The sequence below is a fragment of the Loktanella sp. F6476L genome (genome assembly GCF_023015725.1).
Taxonomy (GTDB): Bacteria; Pseudomonadota; Alphaproteobacteria; order Rhodobacterales; family Rhodobacteraceae; genus Yoonia.
The window spans coordinates 213,133-233,284 of the sequence record NZ_JALKAR010000003.1 but is presented as its reverse complement, the minus strand read 5'-3'; the positions used below and the strand labels follow the sequence as shown (position 1 = coordinate 233,284).

Genomic DNA, 20,152 nt, shown 5'->3' with positions numbered 1-20,152 from the left:
ATTGATACACGATTGATATATGGGTGCAAGAGATGATCCGATATGTCTTGGGCCGATTTCTGTCACTCGTGATCAGTTTGATTGTGGCGTCTTTCGTGATCTTCGCAGTGATCGAAATTGCTCCAGGTGATCCGGCGTCGTTCATGTTGGGGATCAATGCGCAACCCGAAACAGTGGCGGCGTTGCGGACTGAACTTGGGCTCGATGTGGCGAAACCTGTGCGTTACTTGAATTGGGTAACAGGGATGATCACTGGCGATTTTGGTACGTCGTACACCTACCGCGCACCTGTGTCAGAACTGATCGCGGATCGCGTTGTCGTGTCTTTACCACTTGCCATTTACGCGCTGATTTTATCGACGCTCATCGCCTTTCCGGCGGGCATTTACGCTGCATCCCGCCGTGGCCGTGTCGGCGACATGTCGGTGATGGGGGCCACGCAATTGGGCGTTGCGATCCCGAATTTCTGGTTCGCGATGATCATGGTTCTGATCTTTGCCATCAATCTGCGTTGGTTTTCGGCGGGTGGATTCCCCGGTTGGGACAAAGGGTTCTGGGGCGGGATGAAGGCACTGACGCTGCCCGCCATATCTTTGGCACTGCCCCAAGCCGCGATCCTTGCGCGTGTGATGCGATCATCCTTGCTGGACATGCTGGGCGAGGATTTCATGCGCACCGCCCGCGCCAAAGGGTTATCGCAACGGCGAGCGCTTTGGAAACACGGGGTGCGCAATGCGCTGATCCCCGTGCTGACGATCATCGGTTTGCAGTTCTCGTTTTTGCTGGCCGGCGGGATCATCATCGAACAGGTGTTTTTCCTGCCCGGACTTGGGCGCCTGATTTTCCAAGCCATCAGTGCTCGCGATTTGATCGTCGTGGAAAGCGTGGTGATGTTGCTCGTCTTCGTCGTGATCGTGGTGAACTTCGTGGTCGACATCGCTTATGCCGCCGTCGATCCACGTTTGAGGACACGGGCATGAAGGGGCTGTGGATTGGCGCAATTCTATCGTTAAGCTTTATCGCGATGGCACTGCTATCCTTCGTGTGGACACCCTACGATATCGAGGTGTTCGATATCCCGAATAAGCTGAAATCACCGGATGCGGCGCACTGGCTTGGCACCGATCAATTTGGACGGGATATTCTGTCGATGATCATGATGGGCGCGCGGACATCCATCGCGGTGGCACTGCTCGCCGTGGGGATCGGTATGGCCATCGGGGTGCCGTTGGGCCTGTGGGCTGCTGCAAAGCGGGGCGCGTTCATTGACGAATTCATCATGCGTGGGAACGATTTGATCTTCGCTTTCCCGTCGTTGGTCATCGCGATCCTGATCACGGCTGTATTCGGGGCAGGGGCGGTTAACGCGATCATCGCCATCGGCATCTTTAACATACCTGTCTTCGCGCGATTAACCAGAGGGGCGGCGCTGTCGTTATGGGAACGTGATTTTATCCTCGCGGCCCGCGTTTGCGGGAAATCAGCTTACCGCATATCGTGGGAACACATCCTGCCCAACATCCTGAACTTGATGATTGTTCAAGGCACGATCCAATTTTCGCTTGGCATTCTGGCCGAAGCGGCACTGTCCTACATCGGATTGGGGGCGCAACCACCCACGGCAAGCTGGGGGCGGATGCTGGCAGACGCGCAAACGCTGGTTAGCTTCGCACCGCACACCGCCCTGATGCCGGGCGGGGCAATTGTTGTGATGGTCTTGGGTTTGAATTTGCTCGGTGACGGTTTGCGCGACGCGCTTGATCCACGGATCAGGGTAGACCGGAAATGACATTGCTACGCGTTCAAAACCTGTCCGTCGCAATCCACGAGACACCGATCCTGCACGACGTTTCGTTTGACGTGCAGGCAGGCGAGATCGTGGCAATTACAGGCGAAAGCGGTTCTGGAAAATCGCTGACAGCGCTGGGCGTGATGTGGCTTTTGCCGCGCGGGTCTGTCGCAACGGGTGCAATTGATCTTGACGGGCAAGACGTATTGCAAGCGTCTGAAGCGCAGTTGTGCGGGATGCGCGGGAATGATGTTGGCATGGTTTTTCAAGAACCGATGACCGCGCTCAATCCTGTGCAAACCATCGGTGATCAGGTATCCGAAACTATTCGCGTACACGGGGATGCTTCGCTTGCAGATGCGCGTAGACGGGCTGCTGAAATGTTGGCGCGCGTGGGTCTGCCCAATGATCGGTTCCCGCTATCGCGCTATCCCCACGAATTATCCGGCGGCCAACGTCAGCGCGTCGTCATTGCGATGGCAATCGCGTTGCGGCCAAAATTACTGATCGCGGATGAACCCACGACGGCGCTGGACGTGACGACGCAGGCGACCATCCTTGCGCTCTTGCAAGACCTCGTGGCCGAATTTGATATGGGCCTGCTGATGATCACCCATGATCTGGCGGTTGTGGCGAATATGGCTGACCGGATCGTTGTGATGCAAAAGGGGCGGATCGTAGAGCAGGGGGCAACCGCCGACCTTTTGCGTACAAAAAAACATCCATACACACGGGCGCTATTCGCGGCGTCTGGGCACAAGGTTGTCTTACCCCCCGTCGCTGCGCACAGTCCGCTCTTATCGGTCCAGCGCGTCAGCCGTGATTACCGCACGCCACGCCCTTCGTTTTTAGCGAAAACGGGGCGGTTTCGCGCTGTTGATGGTGTCAGCTTTGATTTGCGGAGCGGTGAACGGATTGGCCTTGTCGGGGAAAGCGGCTGTGGGAAATCGACCCTAACACGGGCTATCCTTGGGTTAGAGCCTGTTCAGGCTGGTACTATTACACTTGATGGCGATCCCGTCTTTGCTGGCAAACAGCCGAACCTGAGCGTTCGCCGCAAGATGCAAGTCGTGTTCCAAGATCCGTTTGGATCGTTCAACCCACGTCATCGTGTGGGTCGTTTGATTGCAGAGCCATTCCATTTGTCCGACCCCAGGCTGACACAGGCGGAACAGCACACCCAAGTGGCTCAGGTGCTATCCGACGTGGGTTTGAAACCGGCAGACGCACACAAATACATCCATGAATTTTCAGGCGGGCAGCGTCAGCGCATCGCCATTGCACGCGCCTTGATCACGCAACCCGATCTGATCGTTTTTGACGAAGCCGTCTCTGCGCTTGATGTGTCTGTGCGGGCGCAAGTGCTTGATCTGATCGCAGCACTTTGCGCGCAACGGTCGTTTTCTTACCTGTTTATCTCGCATGACTTGTCGGTTGTGCGGACGATCACGGATAAGGTGCTTGTCATGCAAGCGGGCAGGATCGTCGAACAAGGCGCGACCGAAGACGTTTTCCAAAATCCGCAGCATCCATACACGCAAACATTGCTTGCAGCCGCGCCGACTTTACCGGACGATGGGTGAAACCACTGAAAAGGGAACTGATGAAAACCGGCCCCCTCAATCTGATCACCGACGTGCGCGGTTTGCGGGTCGGGAATGCGCAAGACAGCGATGTCAAAAGCGGCGTGACCGTGGTGACGGCGGATGCCTCATTTACAGCTTCGGTGCATGTGATGGGCGGTGCGCCCGGAACGCGTGAAACGGATTTACTGGCCCCTGATAAATTGGTGCCTGCGGTTGATGCGTTGTTCTTGTCAGGCGGATCTGCATTCGGGTTGGACGCGGGATCAGGCGTAATGGACGGATTGCATGCCGCTGGACGCGGTTTTGCCGTAGGCAATGTGACAGTCCCCTTGGTGCCCGGTGCGATCTTGTTCGACCTGATCAACGGTGGCGACAAAACGTGGGATCAGAACCCGTATCGCGCGCTCGGGCGGGCGGCATATAATGCGGCAGGTTCAGAATTCGCGCTGGGCAGTCATGGTGCTGGCACGGGCGCGACGGCTGCGATGCAAAAGGGCGGGTTAGGGTCGGCTTCTGCTGTTTTGCCAGATGGGACGACTGTGGGCGCATTGGTTGCGGCTAATCCGATTGGGTCTGTTACGACGCTTGATACCCGCCATTTCTGGGCTGCGCCCTATGAGGTCGGCGAAGAATTCGGCGGCTATGGCGTCAATCCGTCTGCGCATCTGGGCGACCTACCAGATAGTCAAAAGGCGGCCGCAATGGCGTCGTCCGGCCAGCCAACTAATACAACGATCGCAATTGTTGCGACTGACGCCCCGTTGACCAAAGCGCAATGCCAACGCATCGCTGTTGCAGCACATGACGGTATGGCCCGTGCGATTGTGCCGTCGCATACGCCCTTCGATGGGGATCTCGTTTTTGCGGTATCGACAGGTGACGCTAAGACACCTGTCGATGATGGGGCGCTTTTGGCGATTGGACATGCCGCCGCCGTTTGCCTAAGCCGCGCGATTGCACGCGGCATCTACCACGCAACACCTGCGATAAATGATCTCTTGCCGTGCTGGTCAGAGACCCTGTAGCCATTGGTTGAATTTGAAGGACAGATAATGACGCGCAAAACAGTTCAGACCGCTCCGATTGATGGCCAGAAACCCGGAACTTCGGGTCTACGCAAAAAGGCGCGGGTGTTCATGGAGCCGCATTATCTTGAGAATTTCGTCCAATCGATCTTTGACGGGATCGGTGGTGTTGCGGGCAAAACACTGGTGGTTGGCGGCGATGGGCGGTTCCACAACGATGTCGCGGTCCGGACAATTTTGCGTATGGCTGCTGCGAACGGGGCGGCGAAAGCTATTGTGGGGCAAGGCGGTTTGCTGTCGACCCCTGCCGCGTCACACCTGATCCGGCTGCATAAGACGGACGGTGGCATTATTCTGTCGGCCAGCCATAACCCCGGCGGGATTGATGAAGACTTTGGTATTAAGTTCAACACGCCGAACGGTGGACCCGCGCCTGAGGCCGTGACAGACGCCATTTTTGAACGAACCACCACGATTGATACCTACCACATCTGGGAAGGTGACGCGCCGGATATCGACCAAATCGGCGACAGTATGCTTGGCGAGATGGCTGTCCAGATCGTCGATCCAGTCAGCGATTACGCGGATTTAATGGAAACCCTGTTCGACTTTGGGGCAATCCGAGCGCTTTTTGCCGATAATTTTACGATGCAGTTTGACGCAATGAACGCGATCACGGGTCCCTATGGGCGCGAGATTTTGGAAAACCGATTGGGCGCGCCCAAAGGGACTGTCGTGCACGGAACGCCGCAGCCGGATTTCGGTGGCATGCACCCTGACCCTAACCCGACGTGGGCGCATGAACTGATGGACACGATGTTTGCCGAAGACGGACCGGATTTTGGGGCGGCCTCTGACGGGGATGGTGACCGGAACATGATCGTGGGCCACCAATGCTACGTCAGCCCGTCCGACAGCCTTGCGGTTATCGCGGCCCACGCCACGGTGGCGCCGGGTTATAAGGACGGCTTGAGCGGTGTGGCGCGGTCGATGCCAACATCTGCAGCGGTGGATCGGGTAGCCAAATCGCTGGACTTAACATGCTTTGAAACCCCGACAGGATGGAAGTTTTTCGGTAACCTGATGGACCACGGGCAAGTGGCACTGTGCGGCGAAGAAAGCTTTGGCGCGGGGTCGGACCACATCCGTGAAAAAGACGGTCTTTGGGCTGTACTGATGTGGTTGAACATAATCGCGGCGACTGGGCAGGGCGTTGCGGAATTGCTGAAGGCGCATTGGGCTGTATATGGTCGGAACTACTATTCGCGGCATGATTTCGAAGCCATTCCAACGGAACAGGCTGATATCGTCTTTAACGGCCTACGCGATAAACAAGCGGGGCTTGTCGGGCAGGTTTTTGCGGGTCTAACCGTCACTGCGGCGGACGAATTCAGCTATAACGATCCGGTTGATGGATCCGTGTCCCACCAGCAGGGCCTACGTGTGATGTTTGGGGATGGAACGCGATTTGTCCTGCGCAAATCCGGCACGGGTACAACGGGTGCGACGCTGCGGTTGTATTTGGAAGCATTGGAAGAAGATCCGGCGAAGCTGGATCAAGATGCGCAGGCTGCTTTGGCTGATGTGATTGCTGCGGCGCATGCAATTCTGGGTATGGAAGCCGCGACAGGGCGCAGCAAGCCAGACGTCATCACCTAGATTGTCTGACCGAAATGGGCCTGCCAAGGCAGGCAAGACATTTTGGATAGCTGAACGCCGAAGCCAGTGGGGATGACAGCCCTGATGCCTCCGGCGGAGATATTTATGACCAAAAGAAGCGGCGTTAACCCACAGACGTCAGGCGTTTAAGAAGGGAAGAGGTATCCCACCGACCACCACCCAGCTTTTGGACGTCTTTGTAGAACTGATCGACAAGTGCTGTGACGGGTAAGCTTGCGCCGTTTTCTTCTGCTGTTGCCAAGCAAATTGCGAGGTCTTTGCGCATCCAATCCACTGCAAACCCATGATCGAATTCGTCGGCGATCATCGTCTTATAACGGTTCGCCATTTGCCAACTGCCAGCCGCGCCCTGACTGATCACCTCAACCACGGATTCGCCGTCAAGTCCGGCCTTATCGGCAAAGTGAAGCGCCTCTGACAGGCCCTGAACCAGCCCTGCGATGGCGATTTGGTTGCACATCTTGGTGACTTGTCCCGCACCACTGTCACCAATCCGGCGGCACAATTTGGCGTAAGTTGTGATGACTTTTTCGGCAGCATCATACTGGGCCTGCACACCACCACACATGATCGACAGTTGACCATTTTCAGCGCCTGCTTGACCGCCAGACACGGGCGCGTCGACGAAACCGATGCCCTTGTCGGCAGCAGCTTGGAATAATTCACGTGTCACGGCGGCGGACACCGTTGTGTGGTCTACGAACAATGTCCCGTCGGCCATTCCTGCAAATGCACCGTCATCGCCAAGTGTTACTGACCGCAGATCGTCATCGTTGCCGACGCAGGCCATCACCAAATCAGCGCCGATTGCGGCTTCGCGAGGTGTTTTTGCGGCTGCCCCGCCGTGTTCTTTGACCCAAGCGTCTGCTTTTGCAGCGGTCCGATTATAAACGGTGACGTCGTGGCCAGCAGCTTGCAGATGTCCGGCCATCGGATAGCCCATGACGCCGAGGCCCAAGAATGCGAGTTTTGCCATAAGAGGTCGCCTTTTGCTTTGGTAAGTTTCCTTGACCACAGCATGGCGAAAACAGCAGTCGTCGCAAGGTGAATTATAGATTTGGCAGAAGCTCTTGTATATCGTCGACGCCCATGGGACGCGCCAGACCGTAGCCTTGCAAGAAATCGCACCCAAGGCTTGCGAGAACATTCACGTGTTCTTGGGTTTCGACGCCTTCTGCGACGACTGAAATGCCTAGAACATGACCGATTTCGATGATGGAGGCCACGAGCCTGCGTTGTTGCTGACTACGGACGAGGGGCATGACCAATTGGCGATCAATTTTCAGTCGGTCAGGCCGGAGGTTCAGCAACCCCACCATGGAGGCATGGCCGGTTCCAAAATCGTCGACTTCGATCGCAATCCCGAGTTTGCGGATACAATCGAGATTGGTCGCGAGGTTATCATCCGCGTCGTCGAGAAATACGGATTCTAGCAGTTCGAAAGCGAAGTTTTGTTCTTCGTCGGCGAGGTGGGATATGCGCATGGCAAGCATCGGATCCAAGAGCCGCTTGGCCGAAACATTCACCGAGATTTGTGGAACGTATTTCCCTGCTGCGCGCCACCGCGTTGAATCTTTCAGTGCCTGTTCGAATACGATCTGATCGATCTTTGCAACGATATCAAGATCTTCGGCAACATCTAGAAAGGCATCGGGCGTTAACCTACCTCGTGTCGGGTGATCCCACCTGACCAATGCTTCGGCGCCGACGATCTCAAGCGTTTTACAGTCATATTGCGGTTGGTAGACGCACTGAAATTGGCCTTCATCAAGTGCGATGAGCATGTCGTCTGCGCATTGCCGTCGCGCCAGTGCCGCCGTTTTCAGGTCCGCAGTATAAAAGTGCAGTTGCCCGCGCCCGTCTTCTTTAGCGCGGTAAAGCGCCAGATCCGCGTTTGAAAACAGGGCGGTGTCATCCATCAGCAGATGGTCGTCTGTCGCGATGCCGATGCTCAGCCCGAAACGGCATTCGTGGCCTTCATACATAAAGGGACGTTTTGATTCCTGAATGATGCTGCGTGCCCAATACCCTAACAACGCATTGTGAGGAGCGTGATCCAAGAAAACGGCGAATTCATCACCGCCGACACGTGCAACGATGCAGTTTGGCGTCGCTGCACTGCGCAGGATATCAGCAACATGGCGCAAGACCGCATCACCGGCCGCATGTCCCAATGTATCATTGATCTGCTTGAATCGGTCGAGGTCGATATGTAGCACCGCACTGCGCATCTTGTTTTCAACGCGGCGGTCCCGAGCGTTTTTCAGATAGCGTTCGAGCATGCGCCGATTTGGCAAATCGGTCAGCGCATCGTGGTTGGATTGGTATTCCATTTCTGCGCGTGCGGCTTCCAAAGCAGCATTTTGTTCAACCGCTTTTTCGTTGGCTTCGCGCAGTGCTTCGGCCTGCTCATGTTCGCGTGTTGTATCCCAATTGATGCCAATCAGTTTGTCTACACCCTGCGCATCAGTAAAGTAATGCCCAGTCGAACGCAGGTGGCGCATCACGCCATCGCCGCGAATGATGCGATATGACAGATCGAAATCGACGCGATCGCGCATCGAAATTGCACTTGCTTCAACGATTTCATCGTAATCATCGGGGTGAAGCGAATCTTCCCAGATCGTTCGGGATTTTTGCTGATCACCATCGGGGATCCCATACATCGCGTACATTTGCCGGTCCCACGTTACAGTCTGCGTGTCGATGTTGAATTCCCAAACACCGAAACCTGACGTCCGAATAGCCAGTTCCAAACGCTTCGAAACGTCGTCGTATTGATTGCCGAGCTGCTTGAGGTGAGTGATATCTGTATCAGTGCCAATGATGCGTGTCGGTTTACCGTCGGGGTTACGCGACACAACCTGACCGCGTGACAAGATCCAAATCCAGTGTCCGTCAGCGTGCTTGTCGCGATATTCGTAAAAGAACTGATCAAGCTCTCCGCGCTCAACGGCATCCATAGATTTCATCAGGGCCGCGTGATCCAGTGTGTGGACGCGATTGAGTAAGTCACTGCTGCTCGTAACACCTGGGTGATCCGCAGGAAGGCCACGAATAAGACGCCACCCTTTAGAAAAATAGCGGATGTTCGCTGCGTTATCGATGTCCCACATGCCGTGCATTTCGCTGTCCATGGAGTGGAGCCAGCGAAATTTAAGTTTGTTGAGTTCTTCTAACGACGATTGGGTCTGTTCCAGCTGTGAAACATCGCTATCGGTCCCGATAATTCTAATCGGTTTTCCGTTTTCGTCGCGCTCCGTGACTCTGGCTTGCGACCGAATGAATATCCAATGCCCATCAGCGTGCTGTTCGCGAAATTGCACATCGCAGGCACCATCAAGCATCAATTTGCGGGTAGCCTGCAACACATTTGACAGGTCATTGGGGTGTATGCGGGCAAGTTGGGCCGCGCGCGATGTGTGCAGATGTTCGGATTTATCGAGGCCACGCAACGCAAACCATGCATCGGATCGAAATGATTCTTTCAGGGACCGATCATAGGACCAAAAACCGTCAGGCAGGTTGTTGATGACTTCGGACCAAAAGCAGCTTTCCGGTCGATAGCCATTGGGCTGCATGTCACAACTGCGGCTTGGGACAACAAGGCCTAGGATACCAGAATCCCATTTCTGGATCCCGCCCACAGCCGTGAACCAAATCGAACGCCCCTTGTGAGTGGTACGAAAAACGCAGCCATCCCCGTGGGTTAAGCCTATTGGACTAAGTCGATCTATAAACGCGCTGCGCTGGGATGGGTGAATAAGGCTACAAATATTTGGGCCAAAAACTGGGGTAGGGTCCGCGCTGATCCAATCGACCCAAGCATCGTTATGATGAATGATGACACCATCCGGCTTTAAATAGACTGCGGGAATCGTCAGCGGGTCAATCAGGCTAGCCGCTAGCAAGTCCGTCGGAGATTCACGCCCCATTCTCAACTTGTTTGCCTCGCTTCCACAATCGCCCACCCAGCTATCGCTAATAAAGGTTAAGATAGCGTTAAGAACTTAATTGCTGACACAATCAGCTGTGACATCTAGCCACTTGTACCGTGTGCCTGACAAAGTTACCCAACCGGTGAAACCTATGAGTAAAGGGATGATTCAGATGCTTAGATTTATGGCGGTTTTGGCAGCCGTTGCGATGCCATCACTGGTCGCAGCACACGAGTATAAGGTTGGTGATCTGGTGATCGACCACCCTGCCGCCAAGACAACACCTGCGTCCGCAATGACCGGCGCAGGCTACTTGACGATCACGAATAACGGCGACGCAGCTGATACATTGATTGCCGTTGAAGCTGATTTTCCGCGCGTTGAAATCCACGACGTGAAAGTCGAAAATGACGTGGCAACGATGTTCCAGATCGAGGGCGCAGAAATTGCACCGGGCGAATCTGTGACGTTCGCGCCGGGTGGCAAGCACATCATGTTTATGGGCCTTGATGGCGACCCCTTTGAAAAAGGTGAAACTGTGAACGCGACGCTTGTTTTCGAAACAGCGGGTAGCATCGAAGTCGTCTTTGACGTCGAAACGCTTGAAGAAATCGTCGAGCGCGTTGGTTCAGGGCATATGGACGGCATGAAGATGGATCACGGCGAAGGCCATGACGACCACCGCAACCACTAAGGCATGTCTTTAATTACTCTCCAGCGGTTCCATCGCGGGAGAGTAGATTGAATTTGCGCAGCTTCACATAAAGCGATTGCCGTGAAAGCCCCAGCATTTCTGCGGCGGCCACGCGGTTGTTCATGGTCAAAGCAACTGCTGTTTCAATACACATTTTTTCGACCACATTTGTCGTTTCTGCGACGATGTCTCTCAATGTGGCCTGACCGACAAGTTCCTTCACAGATTGCATCGTATCTTCAGCGGTCGCGCCGGTAGCCTCGCGGGCGGTGTCTGACCCCGTATTTTCGCGGATCACATATGCAAGTAGTGGCGTTTTACCGGCCATGATCTGCGAGACTGAGATGTCAACAGCGCGCGGGCTCCCATAATCGCCCGCAACACGGGTCGCGTAGAACCGCATCTTGCCGTTGCGAGCTGCATTTTCAGCCATGACTTTGACGTCGACCGTGCCCCTTTGGAGGTAGTTGGCAAGGTTATTGCCCCGCACCGATATATCATGTGCGATGTCGATTAGGTTCAGGAATCCGTCATTGGCCGACATGATCGTGCCGTCGTCGGTCGTGAAAACGATCGCGTCCGTGCTGCTTTTGTAAAGACCGCGCAAATTTGCTGATAGATCATCAGGGCGAACGGCTGTCTCATCTTTCGGGGCAATCCGGCACAACAGCACGCGTTCGCCCGCTGCCCGAAACAGGGTCGGGGTCATCAACAAATCAACACCGGATTTGCGCAATGTCGCTGTGACGGGTGTGTCTGTCTCTGCAATTGCTTGGGTCGTCATGTCCGCGACAAGATCACCCGCTTTGCGCACAGCAAATGAATCCGCGAAATGTCGACCGACCAAACTGTCACGATTGCTTTCCAGCAAGTTGGCGGCGATGTGATTCGCTTCAGTAATCAGACCGCTATGTGCCGACACAAAGACCATGGCGTCGGTTGTGTTTTCCATAAGAACCCGAAACCGCGTGTCATGTTCGCGCTGCGTTTCGTAGTCTTTTTCAAGCGCGATCTGGGCTTGGACCAATTGTTGCTGCATCTCTGCGACAGGACGCAGATCACGCCCAAGCATCAAAATAGCACCGTCTGGGCCAATGCTGTGGAAACTGTAACGGATGGGGAATTCCCACCGACCTGTTGCGCTGGCGTGGTTCAGTTCAACAGGTTTGACGTTCTCGTCTTCGCGCAAAAATGCAGCAAGGCGGCTTTCAAACTTTGGAATGCTTTCCGTTGTCAGGATCGTGCGGATGTCGCGATTTTCGAACCGTTCGAACGACTTGAATGAATCGTACAGCGGATTGACCAGCACCGATAACACGTGACCTTCGCTTGAAATCACGATGCCGAGGTCAGCGACCTCAGCAATGATGTTGCCCAGAATTTCAGGAGCGATCAGTGGAATGGAGCCGGAGTTCCAGTATTTTGTACCGCGCGATGTCATCGCTGTCGTACCGGTGTTTGGCACTTGGTCATGGTCTAGGTCCTGGCGGTATTTTGGGACGGCTGTTCTTTTAGGCCGCAAAATGTGATCGCCTCATCGATATTTGATGTCATGATGTCCGCCCCGGTCAGGGCCGCAACATCGGCTGATGTCTCTAAAACCGACCCGCCAATCGCAATCGGCAAACGGTGAAAAGTTAACGTCCGTACAAACTCTATCAAACGACGCAATTTATCAAGGCTTTCAGACCGCGCAGCCGAAATGAATATGGCGTCAAAGGCAATGCGATCCATCAAACTGGCAACAGATTGCCGGTCGGCATCAAATGCCATCCTGACTGAATACCCGTTACGGCGGAGTTGCCCTGCAATAACTGCCGCTCCAAGTGTGTGAGCGGCGTTCCGTGGGGTGATCAACAAGACGCCGGGTGCATTTGCGGGTGCTGTCGAATCTGCGGACCATTCGGGGCCGAGTTCGCGTAGCAATGCCTGTAGGCGGGCCACTCCAATGGTCACACTGGCAAATCCAAGAACGTCGCTGCACCAGTGATCGCCCAAAACCTTGGCAACCGCAGGAATGTAGTGATCGGCCAAAGTCATCTGCGCGATTCCGGCGCTGGCGGCTTGCGCTACGGTCAACTTGCAGTCTTCGCGGCTGGACGACAGCGCCGCATCGTAAAGCGACAAAAGGATGTCTGCGTTCAAAGCGGGGTTTGCGTTTGCAAGCTGTGCTTTCGTTTCAGACGCGCCAACCCGCAAACCCTGAGGCGCCTTTGTTGTTGATGATTGAGTCATCTACGCACCTTTGTGCCGTTTCGGAAAGGATCATTCAGTGGGATTGCAAGAAGTGACATGCAGTGTCTGCGCAAGTTGACGAATTGTCAAAGATAATTGACACTTTTTCTAACTCGGTTTTGCAACAATTGCCCTATCTTTATAATATATAGGGCGAAATTTGATAGGATGTTCATATTGTAAGCGCTAATATTTCCATCACAATGTGTAACTTAAAGTTGACACTTTGCGACTTTGGGACCTAGCATGACACATGCAAGCGTCAGGAAAAGTTTACATGAGCGTCCAAAGCATCGGTCAGAATAGCGGACAGTCAGCGGTCTTTCGGGGCGCGAAGAAATCTGTGACGCCCCTGTATACACCGGACCAAAAAGCACGTCGCGACGCGACACGTTGGACGCTCGTGCAGGGCGTTTTGGCGCCGCTTCAGTTTCTGGTCTTTCTCGTCTCGTTTGGCTTGGTGTTGCGCTATCTCGGGACTGGAACGGGGTACGAGGCCGCAACGGCATCAATCATTCTGAAAACCGGCGTCCTTCTATTGATCATGGTGACTGGCGCGATTTGGGAAAAAGTCGTTTTCGATCAGTACCTTTTCGCACCCGCATTCTTTTGGGAAGACGTATTTAGCTTTGCCGTTATCGCCCTGCATTTGCTTTACGTCTTTGCGCTGATCTCTGGCGCTTTTGCCCCAATGACCTTGATGTGGATCGCGCTCGCCGCCTACGCCACCTACGTCGTGAACGCCGCCCAATTCGTCTGGAAACTGCGCTTGGCGCGTTTGTCCGCAGAGGTGGTCGCATGAACCTGCCGCTAACTCCATCCAATGGTGGATGCCGTACCGCCCCAGTTCTGAAGGAACGCGGGCAGCGCGAAGTGTTCTGCGGTCTGACGGGAATCATCTGGCTGCACCGGAAAATGCAAGATGCCTTCTTTTTAGTCGTTGGGTCGCGGACCTGTGCGCATCTTCTGCAATCGGCGGCGGGCGTAATGATCTTTGCGGAACCACGATTCGGAACAGCGATTCTCGAAGAGACCGATTTGGCTGGCATGGCCGACGCGCACACAGAAATTGATCGTGAAGTCGCCCGTCTATTGGCGCGTCGCCCCGATATTCGGCAATTGTTCCTTGTCGGGTCCTGCCCATCTGAGGTCATCAAGATTGATCTGGCCCGTGCAGCCGAGCGCCTGACCCAAGTTCACTCGCCGCATGTGCGTGTGTTGAATTACTCTGGTTCGGGAATTGAGACCACATTCACGCAGGGCGAAGATGCCTGTCTTGCCGCGATGGTGCCGGTTCTAAAAGACACAACCGAGCGTGAGCTTCTTGTTGTGGGTGCTTTGCCTGATGTTGTCGAAGATCAAATGATTGATCTGCTCAGCAAACTTGGGATCGACAACGTGCGCCTGCTTCCTGCGCGGCGTATCGATGACACGACAGCAATTGGGGAAAACACTGTGTTTGCCCTGACCCAGCCGTTTCTGGGCGATACTCACGCAGCATTGGAACGGCGCGGGGCACGGCATATCGCGGCACCTTTCCCGTTCGGGGATGAAGGCACAACTGCTTGGCTGCGTGCAATTGCTATTGAATTTGGGGTATCTGAAGACCTGTTTGAACAGGTCACTGCAGCGCCACGTGCGCGGGCGCGCAAGGCAATTAGCCAAGCTGCGGACGTCTTGAACGGCAAGTCCGTATTCTTCTTTCCGGACAGTCAGCTGGAAATTCCATTGGCGCGGTTCTTGACCCGTGAATGCGGGATGACCGCGATTGAAGTCGGTTCTCCCTATATTCACGACGCTCTGCACGGTCCCGATTTGGACCTGTTACCTGCAGGACCACAAATTTCCGAAGGGCAGGACGTCGACAAACAGCTGGCGCGGGCACGTGTTGCGCGCCCTGATCTGACGGTCTGCGGGCTCGGCCTTGCGAATCCGCTAGAGGCGGAAGGCCTGTCCACAAAATGGGCCATCGAATTGGTCTTCACGCCTGTCCATTTCTACGAACAGGCGGGTGATTTGGCGGGCCTGTTTTCGCGCCCGTTGCGCCGCAAATCCGTGTTGAACCTAGAGGCCGCGGAATGAAGTTGACGGTTTGGACATATGAAGGCCCCACGCATGTCGGCGCGATGCGCGTTGCGACCTGTATGAAGGGGCTGCACTACGTTCTGCATGCACCGCAGGGCGATACCTACGCCGACTTGTTGTTCACCATGATCGAGCGGCGCAATCATCGCCCGCCCGTGACCTATACGACCTTCCAAGCGCGTGATTTGGGGTCTGACACAGCGTCGCTTTTCAAAGCGGCGGCCCAAGATGCAGTCGATCGGTTCAAGCCCGAAGCGATCATCGTGGGTGCGTCCTGCACTGCAGAATTGATCCAAGATGATCCTGCGGGATTGGCTGAAACTATGGGTCTTTCGATCCCTGTCATCCCTTTGGAATTACCTAGCTATTCCCGCAAGGAAAACTTCGGTGCGGATGAAACATTCTACCAGATCGTCAAAAACTTGACGCGTCCGGCTGAACGGACAAGGCACGTGACCTGCAATATTCTGGGGCCAACCGCGCTTGGGTTTCGGGCTCGCGATGACATTGAAGAAATCACCGGCCTTTTGGAAGACATCGGCGTTTCCGTGAATGTCGTAGCTCCTTACGGCGCAACGCCCACAGATATAGCTGCTTTGCCTGCCGCCCATTTCAACGTCCTTCTGACACCAGAGACGGGCGAGTCTGCCTGCCGCTGGCTCGAGAAAAATCACGATCAGCCCTACACCAAAACTGTCCCGATTGGCGTCGGAGCCACGCGCGATTTCATCGCAGAGGTCGCCGCAATCACGGGACTGCCGTGCCGCGCCGATGAAAGCCGGTTGCGCATGCCATGGTGGTCTAAATCCGTCGATTCGACATACCTAACCGGCAAACGCGTGTTCATTTTTGGTGATGGCACGCATGTTGCGGCGCATGCACGCATCGCGCAGGATGAAATGGGTTTTGAGGTCGTAGGCATCGGTTGCTACAACCGCGAAATGGCGCGGCCGATCAGAGCATTAGCCCAAGAATATGGTCTGACCGCGTTGATCACAGACGATTATCTCGCGGTTGAGGATGCGATCCAAGATGCGGCCCCCGAAATGATCCTTGGCACGCAAATGGAACGGCATATCGGCAAACGGCTTGGCATTCCTTGCGCCGTTATTTCCGCCCCTGTTCATGTTCAGGATTTCCCTGCGCGGTATTCGCCGCAAGTTGGGTTTGAGGGCGCGAATGTTATCTTCGACACGCTTATCCATCCGCTTGTGATGGGGCTGGAAGAACATCTGCTGACAATGTTCCGCGATGATTTTGAATTCCACGACGCAGCCGGTCCATCCCACCACGGCGGACATAGCCCGTTGCCCGCGCAAGAAGCCACTGTAGAGATCCCACCCCGAGACGTGCAAGCGCCCGCAGCTGATAACGTGGTTTGGCTGTCCGACGCTGAACGCGAATTGAAAAAGATTCCGTTTTTTGTGCGCGGTAAAGCGCGGCGCAATACCGAAGCGTTCGCGGCGCAAAGAGGTTTGGCTCAAATTTCATTGGATACGCTGTACGAAGCGAAGGCTCATTATGCGCGATAGTGGTCCCCCTAATCCGTACCGTTTTGTGATTGTCACGCTGGATAGTCACACAGCAGGTCCTGCGACACGGGTTCGCGACCGGCTGGTTGCCGATTTTCCAGGGCTAGAGATTGCAGTGCATGCGGCTGCCGAATGGGGCGAAAACCCCGCCGCTTTGGCTGATGCGAAGCAGTCGATTGCGCAGGCGGACATTATCGTCGCGAACCTGTTGTTTCTTGAGGATCATACGACGGCCATTTTACCCGACCTTTTAGCGCGGCGTGATGTCTGTGATGCGATGATCAATGTGATCGCCGACAGTGACATCGTGAAACTGACGAAGATGGGCGATCTGGACATGTCTAAGCCCGCCAGCGGCGCGATGGCATTGCTGAAAAAGCTTCGGCCGGCCCAGTCGAAAGAGGCAAAATCTGGTAAGTCGCAGATGAAAACGCTGCGCCGCCTGCCCAAAATTTTGCGGCTGATCCCCGGCAAGAGCCAAGATCTGCGGAACTGGTTCTTGTCGATGCAATACTGGTTGGGCGGATCTGACGCGAATATCGAACAGATGATCCGGATGTTGGTATCGCGCTATGCAGTTGGACAATCTTGGGCACCAGTGAAGGCAAATCCGCCGATCGAATATCCCGAGGTCGGTCTTTATCACCCTGATCTGGCCGAACCACATATCGTCACTGATTTTGACGAACTTCCACAGATCAACGATCCAATTGCGACTGTCGGGTTGTTGATGCTGCGGTCCTATATTCTGTCGTCGGACAAGGCGCACTATGACGCTGTTATCCGCGGTTTTGCGGCCCAAAATATCCAAGTTATCCCCGCTTTTGCTGGTGGATTAGACGGGACGCCCGCGATTGAAGCTTACTTCCAAGGTCGTGTCGATGCGATGGTGTCGCTGACTGGATTTTCGCTGGTCGGTGGGCCTGCATATAACGACAGTGATGCAGCAGTTGCCCTGCTAAAATCGCTGGACGTGCCCTATGTCGCGGCGCAACCACTCGAATTTCAGACACTGGGTCAATGGGCTGGTAGTCCGCAGGGGCTTGGTCCGATTGAAACGACCATGTTAGTTGCTTTGCCGGAAATCGATGGTGCGACGAACCCGACCGTCTTTGCAGGGCGGCATGGTAGCGGTGGCTGTCAGGGCTGTGCGCAAATGTGTCAGGCGACTTCTACCCACAAGGCGATGGCGCCGTGTTTTGAACGGATTACAACGCTTGTCGAAAAGACAAAACGGCTGGCATTGTTGCGGCGTAAGGCGAACGCGGACAAGAAAGTTGGCGTTGTTCTGTTCGGCTTCCCGCCAAATGCTGGTGCTGTTGGCACGGCTGCCTACCTCAGTGTTTTCGAGAGCCTTTTCAATACACTGACACGGATGAAGCGGGAGGGTTATACGCTTGATGTGCCACGTGATGTGGACGCATTGCGGGCGCTAATCTTGCAGGGCAATGCCGCACAATACGGGCAGGACGCCAATGTCGGGGCCTATGTTGATGCCGATACGATGGTCGCGAACACGACGCATTTGAGCGAAATCGAAGCGGTTTGGGGTCCTGTCCCCGGAAAACATCAATCCGACGGGCGTGGCGTATTCATACTTGGGTCGCAGCTTGGCAACGTCTTTATCGGCGTGCAGCCCGCATTTGGATACGAAGGCGATCCGATGCGTCTGTTGTTTGAGCGCGGATTTGCGCCAACACATGCGTTTGTACAATTCTATCGGTGGCTGCGCGATACGTTCGCAGCGGATGCCTTGCTGCATTTCGGTATGCACGGCGCGCTTGAATTTATGCCGGGCAAACAGGCGGGCCTTGGGGCACAGGATTGGCCGGATCGGTTGATTGGTGAGATGCCCAACATCTACCTTTACGCGGCCAACAATCCGTCTGAAGCATCACTGGCAAAACGGCGTGCGAACGCGATCACGATCAGCCATTTGACGCCACCTTTGGCGAAGGCGGGTTTGTATAAGGGGTTCGTAGATCTGAAAGACAGCCTGACGCGCTGGCGCGGGATGTCGCCGAACGATGCGGCGAAGGGTGATTTGGAAAAGCTTATTCGGGATCAAGCCAACGCGGTGGACCTGAATGCGCGTGATCTGGATGGGCTTTGGCTGAAAGTTCTGGAAACAGAAGGGTCGCTGATCCCTGACGGGTTACATGTTGTTGGCCAGCCGATGTCGGCGGCAGCATTGCACGATATGGCAACGTTAATGGGGCCGGACGCGCCAGTTGATCTATTGCACGAGGATCATGAACTGCCAGCGTTGATGCGGGCCTTGTCCGCACACTTCATTCCGCCAGTTGCGGGTGGTGATCTGATCCGGTCGCCCGAGATTGTCCCGACGGGCCGCAACATTCACGCGTTTGATCCGTTCCGGATGCCGACCACTTTTGCGATGACTGACGGCCATAAACAGGCGGATCTGTTGCTCTCCACCCCTGACTGCATGCCGCGCACTGTTGCGATGGTGTTGTGGGGGTCAGACAATATCAAGTCTGACGGGGTCCCAATTGCGCAAGCCTTGGCGTTGATGGGAGCGATTCCTCGGTTCGACAATTTTGGACGATTGTCCGGCGCTGATTTGATTCCATTGGCCAAGCTTGGGCGGCCACGCATCGATGTTGTGATGACGTTGTCGGGGATTTTCCGTGATCTCCTGCCGCTGCAAACACGGATGCTGGCCGAGGCCGCGTTGAAAGCAGCGCAGGCAGATGAACCGGTTGAGATGAACTTCATCCGCGCCCATGCGCTTGCCTATGCCGAAGAGATGGGTTGCACGTTAGAGGGCGCAGCGCTGCGGGTCTTTTCCAACGCGGAAGGTGCTTATGGGTCTAATGTGAATCAGCTGATCGATAGTTCTGCCTTTGGTGATGAGGACGAACTGGCAGATGCCTATGAGGCGCGGAAATCATTTGCATATGGTGTTGATGGCAAGGCGTCACAGAACCCAGCATTGTTGCAGAAAGCCCTGAAAGACGTCGATCTCGCTTACCAGAATTTGGAAAGTGTCGAGTTGGGCGTGACGTCGGTCGATCATTATTTCGACACGCTGGGTGGCATTGCCCGCGCTGTGAAGCGCGCCAAGGGTGGCGATGCGCCAGCGGTCTATATCGGGGATCAAACGCGTGGGGCCGCAAAGGTGCGCACCTTGCAAGATCAGGTGTCGCTTGAAACGCGTGCACGTTCGTTGAATCCGAAATTCTACGAAGGTTTGTTGAAGCACGGCCATGAGGGCGTGCGCCAGATCGAGGCGCATATCACGAACACCGTTGGCTGGTCGGCCACAACCGGCGAGGTCGAGCCATGGGTGTATCAACGGTTGTCCGAGACATTTGTGTTGGACGAAGACATGCGCGCGCGCTTGGCAGAGATGAACCCGCAGGCGTCAATGCGCATGGCGAACCGACTGCTGGAAGCATCGGACCGCGCCTATTGGGCCCCTGACGACGCGACCTTGGCCGCCCTGCAGAATGCGGCGGACGAGATTGAAGATCACATGGAAGGAGTTGCTGCAGAATGATGAGAGACGCTCGCTTTTGCAAAGCATCGCCCCTCCCACCATCCCGCATGGTGCGTTGTTTTGGA

Annotated in this window: 14 protein-coding genes; 10 read left to right on the top strand and 4 right to left on the bottom strand. The window is 55.2% G+C overall.

What is annotated here, in order from left to right; all coding sequences use genetic code 11:
- Positions 1-32 precede the first annotated feature (32 nt).
- The 5 genes from MWU61_RS08960 to MWU61_RS08940 are packed head-to-tail and all read left to right on the top strand — an operon-like array spanning position 33 to position 6,059.
- Positions 33-980 (top strand): ABC transporter permease, encoded by a 948-nt coding sequence (locus MWU61_RS08960; RefSeq protein WP_247127973.1) that lies wholly within the window; start codon positions 33-35, stop codon positions 978-980.
- The gene (locus MWU61_RS08955; RefSeq protein ID WP_247127972.1) at positions 977-1,789 is read left to right on the top strand and encodes an ABC transporter permease; all 813 of its coding nucleotides are present in this window, start codon (positions 977-979) and stop codon (positions 1,787-1,789) included. Before MWU61_RS08960 ends, MWU61_RS08955 begins: the two co-directional genes overlap by 4 nt.
- The gene (locus MWU61_RS08950; protein ID WP_247127971.1) at positions 1,786-3,372 is read left to right on the top strand and encodes a dipeptide ABC transporter ATP-binding protein; all 1,587 of its coding nucleotides are present in this window, start codon (positions 1,786-1,788) and stop codon (positions 3,370-3,372) included. Before MWU61_RS08955 ends, MWU61_RS08950 begins: the two co-directional genes overlap by 4 nt.
- 20 nt (positions 3,373-3,392) lie before the next feature.
- Positions 3,393-4,400, top strand: a complete 1,008-nt coding sequence (locus MWU61_RS08945) for a P1 family peptidase (RefSeq protein WP_247127969.1) — start codon at positions 3,393-3,395, stop codon at positions 4,398-4,400.
- Positions 4,401-4,427: 27 nt separating this feature from the next.
- The gene (locus MWU61_RS08940) at positions 4,428-6,059 is read left to right on the top strand and encodes an alpha-D-glucose phosphate-specific phosphoglucomutase (RefSeq protein ID WP_247127968.1); all 1,632 of its coding nucleotides are present in this window, start codon (positions 4,428-4,430) and stop codon (positions 6,057-6,059) included.
- Positions 6,060-6,183: 124 nt separating this feature from the next.
- Here the strand turns inward: MWU61_RS08940 and MWU61_RS08935 are convergent, their stop codons facing one another.
- Together MWU61_RS08935 and MWU61_RS08930 are read right to left on the bottom strand one after the other, a co-directional pair.
- A complete protein-coding gene (locus MWU61_RS08935; protein WP_247127966.1) occupies positions 6,184-7,056 on the bottom strand; it encodes an NAD(P)-dependent oxidoreductase in 873 nt (290 codons plus the stop codon).
- 73 nt (positions 7,057-7,129) lie between these two features.
- On the bottom strand, positions 7,130-9,661 hold the full coding sequence (locus MWU61_RS08930) for a PAS domain-containing protein (protein WP_247127965.1): 2,532 nt from the start codon (positions 9,659-9,661) through the stop codon (positions 7,130-7,132).
- A 529-nt stretch (positions 9,662-10,190) separates the two neighbouring features.
- Here MWU61_RS08930 and MWU61_RS08925 point away from each other — a divergent pair.
- Complete coding sequence (locus tag MWU61_RS08925) at positions 10,191-10,712, top strand: copper chaperone PCu(A)C (protein ID WP_247127963.1); 522 nt, start codon at positions 10,191-10,193, stop codon at positions 10,710-10,712.
- Between the two features lie 13 nt (positions 10,713-10,725).
- Here the strand turns inward: MWU61_RS08925 and ppsR are convergent, their stop codons facing one another.
- Together ppsR and MWU61_RS08915 are read right to left on the bottom strand one after the other, a co-directional pair.
- On the bottom strand, positions 10,726-12,177 hold the full coding sequence (gene ppsR, locus MWU61_RS08920; protein WP_247127962.1) for a transcriptional regulator PpsR: 1,452 nt from the start codon (positions 12,175-12,177) through the stop codon (positions 10,726-10,728).
- Positions 12,178-12,188: 11 nt separating this feature from the next.
- Positions 12,189-12,947, bottom strand: a complete 759-nt coding sequence (locus MWU61_RS08915; RefSeq protein ID WP_247127961.1) for a cobalamin B12-binding domain-containing protein — start codon at positions 12,945-12,947, stop codon at positions 12,189-12,191.
- A 277-nt stretch (positions 12,948-13,224) separates the two neighbouring features.
- On the opposite strand from MWU61_RS08915, the gene bchF reads away from it, so the two are divergent.
- The 4 genes from bchF to MWU61_RS08895 are packed head-to-tail and all read left to right on the top strand — an operon-like array spanning position 13,225 to position 20,087.
- Positions 13,225-13,749: a 2-vinyl bacteriochlorophyllide hydratase gene (gene bchF, locus MWU61_RS08910; protein ID WP_247127960.1), complete on the top strand. Its 525-nt coding sequence runs from the start codon at positions 13,225-13,227 to the stop codon at positions 13,747-13,749.
- Positions 13,746-15,029, top strand: a complete 1,284-nt coding sequence (locus MWU61_RS08905; protein ID WP_247127959.1) for a ferredoxin:protochlorophyllide reductase (ATP-dependent) subunit N — start codon at positions 13,746-13,748, stop codon at positions 15,027-15,029. Before bchF ends, MWU61_RS08905 begins: the two co-directional genes overlap by 4 nt.
- Positions 15,026-16,564, top strand: a complete 1,539-nt coding sequence (gene bchB, locus MWU61_RS08900) for a ferredoxin:protochlorophyllide reductase (ATP-dependent) subunit B (RefSeq protein WP_247127958.1) — start codon at positions 15,026-15,028, stop codon at positions 16,562-16,564. Before MWU61_RS08905 ends, bchB begins: the two co-directional genes overlap by 4 nt.
- Positions 16,554-20,087, top strand: coding sequence for a magnesium chelatase subunit H (locus MWU61_RS08895; protein ID WP_247127957.1), 3,534 nt, complete (start codon positions 16,554-16,556; stop codon positions 20,085-20,087). Before bchB ends, MWU61_RS08895 begins: the two co-directional genes overlap by 11 nt.
- The last annotated feature ends 65 nt before the right edge of the window (positions 20,088-20,152 follow it).